Origin of the sequence: Chryseobacterium sp. WX (assembly GCF_029542485.1) — a bacterium.
GTDB classification, from domain to species: Bacteria; Bacteroidota; Bacteroidia; order Flavobacteriales; family Weeksellaceae; genus Chryseobacterium; species Chryseobacterium cucumeris.
The window spans coordinates 1,893,254-1,906,646 of record NZ_CP120710.1 but is presented as its reverse complement, the minus strand read 5'-3'; the positions used below and the strand labels follow the sequence as shown (position 1 = coordinate 1,906,646).

15 protein-coding genes are annotated in these 13,393 nt (G+C 36.8%); 12 read left to right on the top strand and 3 right to left on the bottom strand.

Translation table 11 applies throughout. The features are described from left to right. Window positions 1–122: 122 nt before the first annotated feature. The 10 genes from PZ898_RS08580 to PZ898_RS08535 all read left to right on the top strand — a co-directional run bounded on the left by PZ898_RS08580 (window position 123) and on the right by PZ898_RS08535 (window position 10,035). Complete coding sequence (locus PZ898_RS08580) at window positions 123–1,391, top strand: mechanosensitive ion channel domain-containing protein (protein WP_062674458.1); 1,269 nt, start codon at window positions 123–125, stop codon at window positions 1,389–1,391. 173 nt (window positions 1,392–1,564) lie between these two features. Next, window positions 1,565–2,284, top strand: coding sequence for a pyridoxine 5'-phosphate synthase (locus PZ898_RS08575; RefSeq protein WP_062674459.1), 720 nt, complete (start codon window positions 1,565–1,567; stop codon window positions 2,282–2,284). Window positions 2,285–2,373: 89 nt separating this feature from the next. Continuing rightward, on the top strand, window positions 2,374–3,153 hold the full coding sequence (locus PZ898_RS08570) for an alpha/beta fold hydrolase (RefSeq protein ID WP_277695305.1): 780 nt from the start codon (window positions 2,374–2,376) through the stop codon (window positions 3,151–3,153). Between the two features lie 116 nt (window positions 3,154–3,269). After that, window positions 3,270–3,509: a microviridin/marinostatin family tricyclic proteinase inhibitor gene (locus PZ898_RS08565; RefSeq protein ID WP_062674464.1), complete on the top strand. Its 240-nt coding sequence runs from the start codon at window positions 3,270–3,272 to the stop codon at window positions 3,507–3,509. A 53-nt stretch (window positions 3,510–3,562) separates the two neighbouring features. Then, window positions 3,563–3,787 carry a microviridin/marinostatin family tricyclic proteinase inhibitor gene (locus tag PZ898_RS08560; RefSeq protein WP_062674467.1) on the top strand — a complete coding sequence of 75 codons (225 nt, stop codon included), beginning with the start codon at window positions 3,563–3,565 and terminating at the stop codon, window positions 3,785–3,787. Between the two features lie 74 nt (window positions 3,788–3,861). Next, window positions 3,862–4,818, top strand: coding sequence for an MvdC family ATP-grasp ribosomal peptide maturase (locus PZ898_RS08555; RefSeq protein WP_277695304.1), 957 nt, complete (start codon window positions 3,862–3,864; stop codon window positions 4,816–4,818). Then, the gene (locus tag PZ898_RS08550; protein ID WP_277695303.1) at window positions 4,811–5,815 is read left to right on the top strand and encodes an MvdD family ATP-grasp ribosomal peptide maturase; all 1,005 of its coding nucleotides are present in this window, start codon (window positions 4,811–4,813) and stop codon (window positions 5,813–5,815) included. Before PZ898_RS08555 ends, PZ898_RS08550 begins: the two co-directional genes overlap by 8 nt. 258 nt (window positions 5,816–6,073) lie before the next feature. Then, a complete protein-coding gene (locus tag PZ898_RS08545; protein ID WP_062674473.1) occupies window positions 6,074–7,087 on the top strand; it encodes an NAD-dependent epimerase/dehydratase family protein in 1,014 nt (337 codons plus the stop codon). Continuing rightward, window positions 7,084–8,850, top strand: a complete 1,767-nt coding sequence (locus PZ898_RS08540; protein ID WP_216444128.1) for a long-chain fatty acid--CoA ligase — start codon at window positions 7,084–7,086, stop codon at window positions 8,848–8,850. Before PZ898_RS08545 ends, PZ898_RS08540 begins: the two co-directional genes overlap by 4 nt. Before the next feature lie 126 nt (window positions 8,851–8,976). Further along, window positions 8,977–10,035 carry a diphosphomevalonate decarboxylase gene (locus tag PZ898_RS08535; protein WP_277695302.1) on the top strand — a complete coding sequence of 353 codons (1,059 nt, stop codon included), beginning with the start codon at window positions 8,977–8,979 and terminating at the stop codon, window positions 10,033–10,035. A 43-nt stretch (window positions 10,036–10,078) separates the two neighbouring features. Here PZ898_RS08535 and PZ898_RS08530 read toward each other — a convergent pair whose 3' ends face one another. Then, the gene (locus PZ898_RS08530; protein WP_216444130.1) at window positions 10,079–11,161 is read right to left on the bottom strand and encodes an endonuclease/exonuclease/phosphatase family protein; all 1,083 of its coding nucleotides are present in this window, start codon (window positions 11,159–11,161) and stop codon (window positions 10,079–10,081) included. Window positions 11,162–11,271: 110 nt separating this feature from the next. Here PZ898_RS08530 and PZ898_RS08525 point away from each other — a divergent pair, with 110 nt between their 5' ends. Beyond that, window positions 11,272–11,712 carry a nuclear transport factor 2 family protein gene (locus PZ898_RS08525; protein WP_120231916.1) on the top strand — a complete coding sequence of 147 codons (441 nt, stop codon included), beginning with the start codon at window positions 11,272–11,274 and terminating at the stop codon, window positions 11,710–11,712. Window positions 11,713–11,745: 33 nt separating this feature from the next. Further along, entirely contained in the window at window positions 11,746–12,123 is a 378-nt protein-coding gene (locus PZ898_RS08520; protein WP_277695301.1) for a VOC family protein, read from the top strand. Window positions 12,124–12,126: 3 nt separating this feature from the next. Here the strand turns inward: PZ898_RS08520 and PZ898_RS08515 are convergent, their stop codons facing one another. Further along, a complete protein-coding gene (locus PZ898_RS08515; RefSeq protein ID WP_034699869.1) occupies window positions 12,127–12,510 on the bottom strand; it encodes a DUF1634 domain-containing protein in 384 nt (127 codons plus the stop codon). Then, the gene (locus PZ898_RS08510; protein WP_277695300.1) at window positions 12,510–13,340 is read right to left on the bottom strand and encodes a sulfite exporter TauE/SafE family protein; all 831 of its coding nucleotides are present in this window, start codon (window positions 13,338–13,340) and stop codon (window positions 12,510–12,512) included. The genes PZ898_RS08515 and PZ898_RS08510 overlap by 1 nt, the downstream gene beginning before the upstream one ends. Between the last annotated feature and the right edge of the window lie 53 nt (window positions 13,341–13,393).

Sequence of the window (13,393 nt, the reverse complement as noted above, 5' to 3'; positions counted from 1 at the left end):
TTTGATATTTTACAGCTGAGTTCACGGATTTTTTTATATCAAATTTCCGGATAATACTTTTTGGGATGAAAATTGATTATGAATAGTAAAATGATGATTCTTAATTTCATAAATTTGCTGTAATGAATGACCAGTTACAAGAAACCAAAAACTTTATACAGGAGCTGAGCGAACGGCTTTACATTTATATTACCCAGATATCACCCTCCGGGCTGGATTGGGTTTTTCATATTATTGTAAAACTGAGTTTACTTCTTGTCCTGTTTTTTATTACTGATTTTGTTTTTAAGTTCATTATCAATTCTGTATTCAGGTTATTTCATAATGAACAGAAGTTTCCCATTTTAAAATCTATTTATCAGTCGAAAATCACCAATTCTGTAGCGCATTTTGCAGCTTTGATTGTTGTGGACGGTATTCAGGGTTCCATATTTCCGGAAAATGCACTGCCGAAGACCACCATTTTTATCATAAGATGTATCAATCTGGGATTAGTATTGATATTAGCAGGAATGCTCTACAGATCGCTGACAGCTTTCAGAAACTATTTTAGTATCAAACAGGATTTCTATAAAATAATGGCACTCAATGCCATTTCAGAAACTGTAAAAATTTTAGGACTTTTTATATTTACTGTAGTAGGCCTTTGTGTGATTTTCGGAATCAAAGGAACAACAATTGTAGGAAGTCTGGGAGCTATTACAGCTGTTCTGGTATTGGTTTTCAGAGATACTATCCTGGGGTTTGTAACAGGTCTTCACGTGGCAACCTCCAAAAATCTGAAAGTAGGGGATTGGGTAAGTATTCCCAAATACAGCATCGAAGGTAATATTACAGAGATCAACCTTTTAACCACCAAAATTACCAATTTTGATAAAACAGTTTCAACGATTCCCACTTATGATCTGATGACCACCGAGATCAAGAATATGCAGGTGATGTCTGAGTCAAACACCCGAAGAATAAAAAAATCAATTTACTTTAACATTAATTCTTTCAAGTTTCTTACTGATGAAGATGTAGAGCGTTTAAAGGAAATTAACCTGATTTCGGATTATCTGGAAGAAAGAACTTCAGAGATCAAAAAAGAAAAGGAAAGCTTGGAACATAAAGATAAAATTGTGAATGGAAGACAGCTTACCAATATTGGTGTTTTCAGATATTATGCACAGAAATATATTGAAAATGATCCCGATATAGATAAAAACGGAACCAGAATGGTTCGTCAGCTGGAGATTACCCCACAAGGATTACCCCTTGAAGTATATTGTTTTGCCAGTGATTCCAAATGGGAACGTTTTGAGCAGATACAGGCAGATATTTTTGACCATTTATTAGTAGCTTCAAAAGAATTTGAACTTCAGGTAATGCAGGTAAGCGTGAAAGTGTAACAGCTGGAAAACAGAGAAGGGAAACTGTAAGTTTCAGCCTTTTCAAAAAAACTTTAAATTAAACTTTTAAATGATCATGAATGTGGAAGCACCAATAGAAGTACAATGCCTGGATTTGCCTCCAGCCCCAAGCCTCTAACTTCTCACATCTCATATCTAACATCTAAAATAAAATGACAAAACTAAGCGTAAACATTAATAAAATTGCGACGTTAAGAAATGCAAGAGGAGGTGAGACCCCAAGTGTTACAGAAGCTGCTGTAAAAATTCAGGAATTTGGCGGGCAGGGAATTACCATCCATCCAAGACCTGATGAAAGGCATATAACAAGAAAAGATGTCTATGATCTGAAGCCGTTGGTTACGACTGAGTTTAATATTGAAGGAAATCCTCATCAGGATTTTATTGATATGGTATTGGAAGTAAAACCTGAGCAGGTAACGCTGGTGCCGGATGCTGATGATGCCATTACCTCCAATGCAGGCTGGGATACAAAAAAACATCTTGATTACCTTACAGAGATTATTGCAGAATTTAAAAAAGCTGGAATCCGTACTTCTGTTTTCCTGGATCCTTTACCGGAACTTGTAGAATATGCAGCAAAAACAGGAGCAGATAGAATTGAGCTGTACACAGAAGCTTACGCAAAAAATTATCTTATTAATAAAGAACAAGCCATAAAACCTTATTATGATACTGCGGTTGAAGCTACCAATTTCGGATTGGGAATCAATGCAGGTCATGATTTGAGCTTAGAAAATCTGAAATATTTTGCAGATACCATTCCGAATCTGTTGGAAGTATCTATCGGACATGCTTTGGTTTCAGAAGCTCTTTATATGGGATTGGAAAATACAGTTCAGGCTTATCTGAAGAGACTTGCAAAATGGTAAATATAAGAAACCAGAAGTTAGAAATTAGAAGTTAGTACAACTTTCTTTTGATTTCTAACTTCTGATTTCTCACATCTAACTTCTAAAATATGGAAATTTTAAACTCAAAAATATTCGGCGAAAATGTGACCAATACGCCGCTTCTTGTATTTCACGGATTATTCGGAATGCTTGACAACTGGGGAAGTTTCGGAAAGGATCTGGGAGAATATCTTCCGGTACACCTGATCGATCTTAGAAACCATGGGAGAAGCTTTCATTCAGACAGCATGTCTCATGATGACCTTGCAGATGATATTGCCCGTTATATGGATCATTATGGAATTCAAAAAGCTCATGTTTTAGGGCATTCTCTGGGAGGAAAAGCGGTGATGCAGTTTGCCATAAAATACCCTGAACGTGTTGAAAAACTGATTGTTGTAGATATTTCACCTAAAGCATATCCACCGCATCATCAGGGAATTATCAAAGCACTGGAAACCGTTGATTTCAATACGGTAACTTCAAGAAATGAAGTGGAAGCTGTCCTGAATCAATATATTCCGGAAAGATCTACTGTACAGTTTCTGACGAAAAACCTGTATTGGGATGATAATAAAAAACTGGGCTGGAGATTCAATCTTAAGACATTATCTGAAAAATATACTGAATTTGTTTCCAATGCAATTAAATTTGGGATTTTTGAAGGAGAAACTTTGTTTATAGCAGGGGCAAAATCCAATTATATCCTGCCACAGGACGAATTCGGAATCAAGCAGCAATTCCCTAAAGCTAAAATAGTGACGGTAAAGAATGCAGGACATTGGGTACAAGCGGAAAATCCTGTTGATTTTGCAAATGTTGTTAAGGAGTTTCTTGGTTTAAATTAATTTTATACTTTGATTTTCAATATTGTGTTAAAATTTTATTAAAAACATATATTATTTCTCCATGAGTTGAAATTTTTGTACTTTGGATTTTCAAAAAACAATAAAAATATTAACTTATGGAAAACAAAAATTCAAAAAAGAAGCCGTTTTTTGCATCATTCTTAGAAAAACAGGTTAAAGATCCTGAAACAGTAAAAGGAGGAGGTATTACTTCTGTACTTGCTGATCAGATTACATCAGTAATCAAAGATCATATCACGACTACAGCACTTGAAGACAGTGTTACAAAGCCTGACAATGACAATGTAACAATGAAATATCCTTCTGACGGTGATGAGGATGTTTTAGAAGCATAAGAAATATACTAAAGCTTAAGCTCAATTATATATCAAACCAAAACTAAAACATTATGAAAAGCAACAACTCAAAGAAGAAGCCGTTTTTCGCATCATTCTTGGAAAAACAGGTAAAAGATCCGGAAACGGTAAAAGGAGGAAGTGATATCACCCTTGCTGAAAGAGATTTGATCACAAAGCCAGCAATAGATACTGTAACTTCTCCAAAAGACGATATGATGCACACGCTGAAATATCCTTCTGACGGTGATGATGATACAATCACTCTTCCACTGTAAGATCAGAAAGAATATTAAATAAAATAGTAGGGGAAACTTAAATAATAAGTTTCCCTTTTTAATAAAACCGGCAAATGATTCTCTGCATCACCCATTCACAGGATTTTTATAATATTGATCTCTTTTTCGAATACCTGGCTTCCCAAAATATTCCTTATTTTAGACTGAATTCTGACCGTCTGAACCACCTTCAGAAAATCAGTATTCATGAAGATTCATTTGAATTGACTGACGAATCAGGAAATACCATCCATTCTGATGATATCAAAGGCGTATGGCACAGAAAAGCATGGAAGATCAGCGCTCCCGAAGAGCTTGATCAGGATTACGAAAAAATCTTTCTCAACGAATATGGCAGCCTTAGGTATAACCTGATAACAGCTTTAGAACATATTCCCTGGATCAACCCTTATGAAAATGAAAAAAAAATAGATGGAAATAAGATATTGCAGCTGAAAATAGCACAAAGAAATAACTTAACCATTCCCAAAACCATTTTTTCCAATGACGAAGAAAAAATAACGACATTTTTCTATCAATACTGCCAGGGAAAAGCCATAGCGAAGCTTCACGGAGTTACCGCAAAAACAATGTCAGGGGAAAATATGATTTCCACTACCATTATTGAGGAAGAGTCTCTGGAACACCTTTCAGATATTTCATACTGTCCGATGATTTTTCAACCCTATATTGATAAAGAATATGAATTACGAATCGTGTATGTAGATGGTGAGTTTTTTACAGGAAAAATCAATAACAGTGAAAATGCGGACTGGAGAGTTGCCCGTGAAGGATATTTCTGGGAAGAATACGAATTACCTGATACCATTAAAGCCAATCTCACTTCCATGATGAAAGAAATGGGACTTTATATAGGAGCGATTGATATGATCAAAGGAAGAGACGGTGCGTATTACTTCCTTGAAGTCAATCCTCAGGGAGAATGGGGAATGCTTCAGAAAGAGCTGGGATTTCCCATCGCAGAAAGAATTGCCGACAACCTTATCAAAAGAATTAATTTCTATGAATAAAATTTTAATAATTACCCATACCGCAGATAACTTTTCCATTGAAAAAGTAACAGAATACATTGAAAAAAATAATTGTGAAGTCATTCGCTTTGATGTGGACGTTTATCCATTACAAAACAAACTGTCCACTATTTTCCAGGATGGAGAATGGGTAAGCTATCTGGAAACGCCTGAAGCAAAACATCGTTTGGACGATATTTCAGCCATCTGGTACAGAAGAGCCTACAATATCGGAAAAGGATTAAAAGAAGAAATGGACTCAAAATTTTACGGTGCAGCTATGGGAGAAATCAGAAATACTCTTTTTGGTTTCTTTGAATCTGTGGATGTTTATTCTTTAGGAAAACCAAGTGTTTACAGAAGGTTAGACAGCAAGGAAGAACAATTGAAAATTGCAGATAAATTAGGGCTGACCATTCCTGCAACATGTCTTACCAACAATCCTGATGAGGCAAGGAAATTTATTATAAAGCATCAAAATGTGGTGGCTAAAATGCAAACCGGTTTTGCCATTTATGAAGATGGAGTAGAAAATGTAGTGTTTACGAACGTTGTGGGCGAAGATAAACTGGAAGAGCTGGATTCATTATTGTATTGCCCAATGCAGTTTCAGCAGATGATTCAGAAGAAAAAAGAACTTCGTATTACCATTGTGGGAAGAGATGTGTATGCATTCGAAATAGATTCCCAGCAGTCTGAAGATGCCAAAATAGACTGGAGAAAAGACGGGGTTAATCTCATCGATAAATGGAGCAGAACAGAACTTCCGGCAGATGTAGAAGCGAAACTGCTTGAACTGCTTGATATTTATAATGTTGACTATGGAGCCATAGATATGATTGTATCCCCTGAAGACGAATATTATTTTATCGAGATCAATGCGGCAGGAGAGTTCTTCTGGCTGGATAATCTTACAGATGGAAACCTTATTTCCAAAAGCATTGCAGATGTTCTCTGCGACAAAGCGCCAAGAAGAAATAATGAGGTAATGGCGTAAGCAATAAAGAATTTTAAATATAAAAAGTCCTGAAAGTTGTCAATTCTTTCAGGACTTTTCACTTGGATACCCTTTTGTGATTTAAATTTTCAGGTTTGTGGTATTCGGAATGATAATATTGGTTAAATTAAGTTGAATTATGCTTTAAAAATCGCAAATTTGCAAAAACGGTTTTTCCAAATAATTTTTACCGATCCGGAAGCATTGCCGGATAGAAAATATTGTTATATTTTAGTCAGCAATCAAGTAAAATAATTAATGATTTTTGTAACGGGTGCTACCGGAATTCTGGGAAGAATAATTGTACTGGAACTTCTTAAAAGAGGGAAAAGTGTACGTGCTTCCAAAAGGCCGGGCAGCAATTTAAACGAAGTAAAGCATTCATACAGCTTTTATACGGAGAATCCTGACGATTTTTTCAATAAAATTGAATGGGTAAACGTAGATTTTGATGATCTCGATTCTTTAAAAACTGCACTGCAAGGCGTAGATGAGGTGTATCACTGTGCTGCCAAAGTAAGTTTTCATCCGAAAGATGAAAAAGAAATGTACCATACCAATATCAAGGGTACAGAAAATCTATTGTTTGCCTGTGAAGGATCGGAGGTTAAAAAATTTCTCCACGTAAGTTCTGTTGCCGTTCTTGATAACTTTAATGAAAAAGGAGAACTGGACGAAGATTCTGACTTTAATCCAAAATTGGAACATTCTGCCTACGCCATCTCTAAGCATTTATCCGAAATGGAGGCATGGAGAGCGTCAGCAGAAGGACTGAATGTGGTGATCATTAATCCCGGCATGATCGTAGGAAGCGGAAACTGGAACCAAAGCAGCGGTGAGCTTTTCTCAACCTTTGAAGACAATAGCTTTACCTTTTCAGGAGGTTCTGCGTATGTTGACGTAAGGGACGTAGCCAATACGGCTATCGGATTAATGGAAAATAACCTTTTCGGAGAACGTTTTATTATTGTCGCTGAAAACAACAGATATGCTGAACTTGCCAAACAGGTAAGATCACGTCTGGGGCTTAAAGAAGCAAAAATTCTTACCCAAACCCAGCTGAATATAGGAAGAATAGCCAACACCCTTTTCGGATGGCTGATTCCCAAACTAAGGATGGTGACCAAATCAAATATTGAGGCCATCTCTTCATTCAACACCATTTCCAATCACAAAGTCAAAGAAAAACTGAACTATCAGTTTATTCCTGTAAAAGAAAGTATAGACTTTCACCTGAATAATTATATTAACGACAAAAAGCTGAAGAAATGAATCTTGCAGAGGCAATTATCCTTAAAAATGTAGAAAAACATCCTATAAAAGCGGCCATCGGATTTAAAAAGAAAGATGCCTGGAAAGAGCTGAGCTGGAAAAAATTCAGTGAAATTATTTTTAAAACAGCCAATGCTTTAAAAGAATCTGGTGTTCAGGAGAATGACAGAGTCGCGATTTATTCAGACAATTCATCAGAATGGATGATTATGGATTTGGCTTCTCTGGCTATCGGTGCTGTCACAGTACCTGTTTATTCCACGAATAATGCTGAACAGGCAGAACATATCATCAACGATTCCGGTGCTAAAGCCGTTTTGGTAGGAAACCAGATGCAGTACGATGCCTGCCTTGAGTTTTTACATAAAAAAGAAAACAATCTTGAAACCATTATTGTTTCTAAAAAAGCAGTGTGGATTAAGAAAGAGTTCAATAGTTTTTATCTTGAAGATTTTATCGCAAAAGCCTCGCCGGAGCTGGAGATCTGTAAGAAAGAAAATGATGATACCGCTACATTAATCTATACTTCCGGAACTACCGGAATTCCAAAAGGAGTAATGCTTACCCATGGAAATTTCATCAAAGCATTCGACTCACACTTTGAATTTTTTAAGTTTAAAAACTTTGAAGAAGAACTTTCATTGGCATTCTTACCTTTAAGCCATGTATTTGAAAGAAGCTGGAGTTTACTTTGTTTGTACGGTGGTGCCCGTGTGTATTTCCTTGAAGATCCGAAAAATGTTGCCAAAGCACTGGAAGAAGTAAAACCTACCGCCATGTGTGCCGTGCCAAGATTTTTCCAGAAAGTATATGCCGGAGTTCTTGAAAAAGCGGAAGAAGGTTCAGCTCTGAAAAAGAAAATCTTTGACTGGGCGCTTAAAACCGGATGGGAGACCGCAGAATTAAGAAGAAATGAAAGACCGGTTCCTTTTGGATTAAAATTCAAAGAATCTGTAGCTGATATGCTGGTTTTCAGTAAAATTAAAAATAAAATGGGTGGCAGACTTTGGTTTTTACCTTGCGGTGGAGCTTCATTATCACCCGAAGTTACCCGTTTCTTTGAATCGGTGGGCATTCACGTAACTGTTGGATACGGATTAACGGAAACTACTGCAACATTGACCCTTTTCCCTTTAACTCACTTTGAGCATGGAACCAGTGGAAAGCCTCTTCCTGGAGTAGAAATGCGTATCGGTGAAAATGATGAGATCCAGGCCAGAGGAAACGGAATCATGAAAGGATACTACAAGAAACCTGAAGAAACTCAGAAAGTATTCACAGAAGACGGATGGTTCAAAACTGGTGATGCCGGAAAGTTTGATGAGAAAGGAAACCTGATCATCACAGACAGAATTAAAGACCTGATGAAAACTTCCAACGGAAAATACATCGCTCCGCAACAGATAGAAAACCTTCTGACCAACAATAATTTTATCCAGCAGATCATGCTGATTGCGGAAGGAAGACAGTTTGTTTCAGCACTGATTGTTCCTAATTTCGAATTCTTACAGGATTATATTAAGAAAAATAATATTCCTTTTACCAAATGGGAAGATGCTGTAAAAAATGAGAAAGTAATCGATCTTTACAAAGAAAAAATCAAAGAATTACAGAGCCACCTGGCAGATTATGAAAAAGTGAAGAAATTCACGCTAATGCCGGCTGAATTTGACATCAACACAGGAGAAATTACTCCCACTCTGAAAGTCAAAAGAAATGTGGTGATCAAAAAATATGCGGATATTATAGAGAAGATGTATTAAAAATTTTAATCTCCTTTTTCACATCAATTACAACTGAAGACGTGAAAATTCCCCTCTTTTGGAGGGGTGGCAAAAATTCAAAGAATTTTTGTTGGGGTGATTCAAAATAACGACTTAAAGTAAACTATGACAACACAGGATTTTATAGGAAAAGAAAATTTCACCATTCATACCCAAACGGTTTCGGAAAGCTGTCCGTCTAATATTGCCCTGATTAAATATTGGGGAAAATATGCTGATCAGATTCCTGCTAACCCAAGCATCAGCTACACATTAAATCATTGTAAGACCAATACTTCAATGGAATTTACTGCGAATGAGCCTTTTTCAGTACAAACTTTTCTGGCTGGAAATGAAGAAGTGAAGTTTGCCGAAAAAATTGAAAAATATTTCAGAAGTATAGAACAGTATCTTCCATGGATTCTGAAAGGAAAATATATCATCAGAACAGAGAATACATTCCCGCATAGTTCCGGGATTGCAAGTTCTGCTTCAGGATTTGGAGCGATTGCAAAATGTCTGATGGCATTGGATGTTTCATTTACAGGAAAAACTTCTGAAGAAGAATCTTTGAGAAAAGCTTCATTTTTAGCAAGACTAGGAAGTGGAAGTGCATGCCGAAGCCTATACAACGGACTTGTCGTGTGGGGTGAAACCGATGAGGTAAAAGGAAGTTCAGATTTGTTCGGAGTACAGTATCCCGATGCTGAAATTCATGAAGTATTCAAAAATTTTAATGATTGGGTTCTGTTAATCCATGAAGGGCAGAAAAGTGTTTCTTCAACAGTAGGACACGGCCTGATGAAGACGAATCCTTATGCAGAAAGAAGATTTCAGGAAGCAAGGGAAAATTTTATTCCCATGAAAGACATCCTGAAAAAAGGAGATATGGAAAGCTTTATCAAATTGGTAGAACATGAAGCACTTACCCTGCATGCCATGATGATGATGAGTGATCCTGCTTTTATCCTGATGAAAACAGGAACATTGGAAGTCATCAATAAAATCTGGGATTTCAGAAGAGAAACAGGACTTCCATTATTCTTTACACTGGATGCCGGAGCGAATGTTCACCTTCTGTTCCCTAGTAACGGATCTGAAGAACAGATTAAAACCTTCATTGAAGCTGAATTATTACAACATACTCAAAAGAATGGAGTAGTGAAAGATGTGATGAAATTTTAAATTAAAAAAATCAATAGGAGTGGGCTAAAACCCACTTTTTTTATTAATCTTCAGTAACAACAGCTTCGCGTTCTCCATCTTCTTTCTTTCCTTCCTCTATCATGATTTCAGCCTCAGCTTTCTCTTCAGCAGTTGCAGTTTCTATCAGTTCTTCCTGTTCATCATTGTGATGATCTATGAAAAACTCACAGTATACCGGAAGGTGGTCTGAACCAAAATTTTCCAAGGTCTTCAGCTGTTGGATAAAAATATCTTCACTGTGAAACATCAGATCAATAGGGAATCTTAAAAGACGGTATTTCGCATGGAAAGTAGAAACGAAAGAATGCCCGATTCTGGGGTCTATCAGGTGGCTTGTTTTTCTGAACAAGACAGATGATCTCGACCAGGCTACATTATTGAAGTCTCCCACGACAATAACAGGCTTTTTAATATCTTTTACACGCTTGGCAGTACTTAAAAGATCACCATCCCTTTCCTTTGATGTTTCTTCTTCCGTAGGACTTGGCGGCGGCGGGTGAACCCCAAAGAAAACAAAAGAAAAGCCATCAGCGGTTTTCATATGGATCTCAATGCTCGGGATGTCATCAGCAACGAAATAATGGGTTTTCGCTTCCTTAATCTCAACTTTTGAATAAAAATGCATCCCATAGGTATTTTCAAGAGTCACTTTATGCTGGTAGGAATATTCTTTTTCCAGAGGTCTCATTGCTTTCTCCCAGTCACTGTTGCTTTCCATGGTCATGAAAAAATCAGGGTTATGTTTTTTAACAAGCCCTATGAATTTCTCATACTCTTTATTAAACTGATATACATTGGCAGAAATAAAATGTAGTTTATCAGAAGATCTGTGACGCTGTCTGTGTTTTTTTACAGGATAGAAATGGGTGTATCTGATCAGTGTTTGGCCGTGATGAATAAACATAACCAGCAGAAGCCCCTGATAATACCAGAAATATTCTGTAGAGTCTGTGAAAAAGCCTAATAAAAAAGTAAAGAATATAAGGTAGGTAACCTGTATTTTGGCAAATTCAGGAACCCTAAATATCCAGTGAGAATGCTGTATTTTTGGCAGTATTGTCATGACCAGAAGAACTATGGCCAGAGTCAGGTAAATAATCCACATATAAAAAGCTCTGAAATAATTTTGACCACAATTTAAGGAAAATGAATTTTAAAATTTATTAATCAATTTAAATTTTATTTTATCTATTTTTAATTATCTAAATCTATACTATGAATAAAATAATGGCATTTCTTGTTCTGATCAGTATTTCATGCTTAGGCCAGCAGAATACAGATATTGAAAAACCTATCCGAAACCTGTTTCTTGGTATGAAAAATGCAGATCCTGAGTTGGTAAAATCCGCTTTTGCAGAGAGTGCAGTACTTCAAACCATCACCAAGGACGGTACTGTGAAAAGTGATAGTATTTCGGATTTCATTGCTTCGGTTTCCAAATTTACAAAAGGAGATCTGGATGAAAGAATTATAGTGGAAGCTATTCATACAGATGGCAATCTGGCAACTGTGTTTACCCCGTATTCTTTTTATTTAAAAGGAAAATTATCACACTGCGGGGCTAACAGTTTTCAGCTGGTAAAGCAGAATAATGAATGGAAGATTCAGTATATTATTGATACAAGAAGAAAGGATAACTGTAAAGAAATACAATAATAAAGTTCAATTGAAAATCAGGTTAAAATAAAAATGAAGATTCACCATATTGCCATCATCTGTTCAGATTATGCCGTTTCAAAGAAGTTTTATACGGAAATTTTAGATCTGAATATCATCCGTGAAGTATACCGCGAAGAAAGACAGTCTTATAAACTTGATCTTGCTATAGGAGACCACTATGTGATCGAACTGTTTTCCTTTCCCTATCCTCCCCAACGTCCGTCACGTCCCGAAGCATGTGGTTTAAGGCATCTTGCTTTCTCGGTAGAAAATGTTACGGAAAAGAGGAATGAACTGATCAGAAAAGGATTAAACTGTGAAGAAATTCGCATAGACGAATTCACAGGAAAAGAATTTTTCTTTACCCAGGATCCCGACCAGCTGCCGTTAGAGTTTTATGAAATGTAAAAATTAGTGCGCGTAACCTGCAAAGAAACTCACCGCCATAATGGCTAAAACAATAGAAGAAATCACTACATATACGTAGTCTTTTTCTTTTAAATAACCTATTAAAGCAAAAACGATTCTCATCAGAGGAGTGAAGATCAGCAAAAGAATACCCAGCTGAATAATAGCTGTACCTTCTCCTTTACATAGAGAGTCCCAGAAATGTCCCCAGACCTTTTCAGAAGAAGTACCTACGACAAGGCTGGTATATTTTTCGGGCATTTTAAAGCCTTCAAAAAATAACTTGATAAAACCGATCAATGATGTAGCCACAGACAGAATAACACCCAGTCTCAGAAGATTTCCTACCGAACGGTTCAGATCTACATCTGTAAAATTCTTTTTCATTATCTGAAACTTTTGTTGATACCGTTATACATCATATAAATGGAAAGAATGGTAATCACAATGGCAAAAAATACTTTTAATTTTTTGGTCTTCGATACCATCAGCGTTTTTGAACCGATAAAACTTCCGATCACAACTCCAATCAGTACAGGAGCTACAATCACAGGAATAATTTCACCTCTCTGGAAATAGATCAGGGCACTGGCCACTGCCGTTACTCCGATCATGAAATTACTGGTAGTGGTAGATACTTTGAAAGGAAGCTTCATCATATTGTCCATCGCCAATACTTTCAATGCACCGGAACCTATTCCTAAAAGCCCGGACATGGCCCCTGCAAACATCATCATCAAAAATCCGGGAACTGTATTTCTCGCAGAATAGCTTTTCAATACTCCTTTATCGGGAAATGTTCCGTACAGTTTCAGCTTTTCCTCCAGACTTCCTTTTACCAAAGGTTCCTGGTGATCAGGTTTCCCTTTAAGATTTAAAATAACGGTTAAAAGAAGGATACTTGCGAAAATAATTCCGATGGTATTCGGGTTAAGGATTCCTGAAACCAGAGCGCCCACAATAGCGCCTGCGGTGGTTGCTATTTCGAGAAACATCCCGATTCTCATATTGGTAAAACCTTCTTTTACGAAAGCTACAGCCGCACCGGAAGAGGTTCCGATCACAGAGATGAGTGAAGCACCGATAGCATAATGCATTGGAACGCCAAAACCGAGCGTTAATAAAGGAATGATGATAACTCCCCCTCCTAAACCCGTAAGTGAACCTAAAAGACCCGCGGAAATTGCGCCAAGGAAGAGTATGATGATTTCTGACATACTACAAATAATGTTACAAATATAAAATTATTGTAGTAGTCTGCCAAACATTT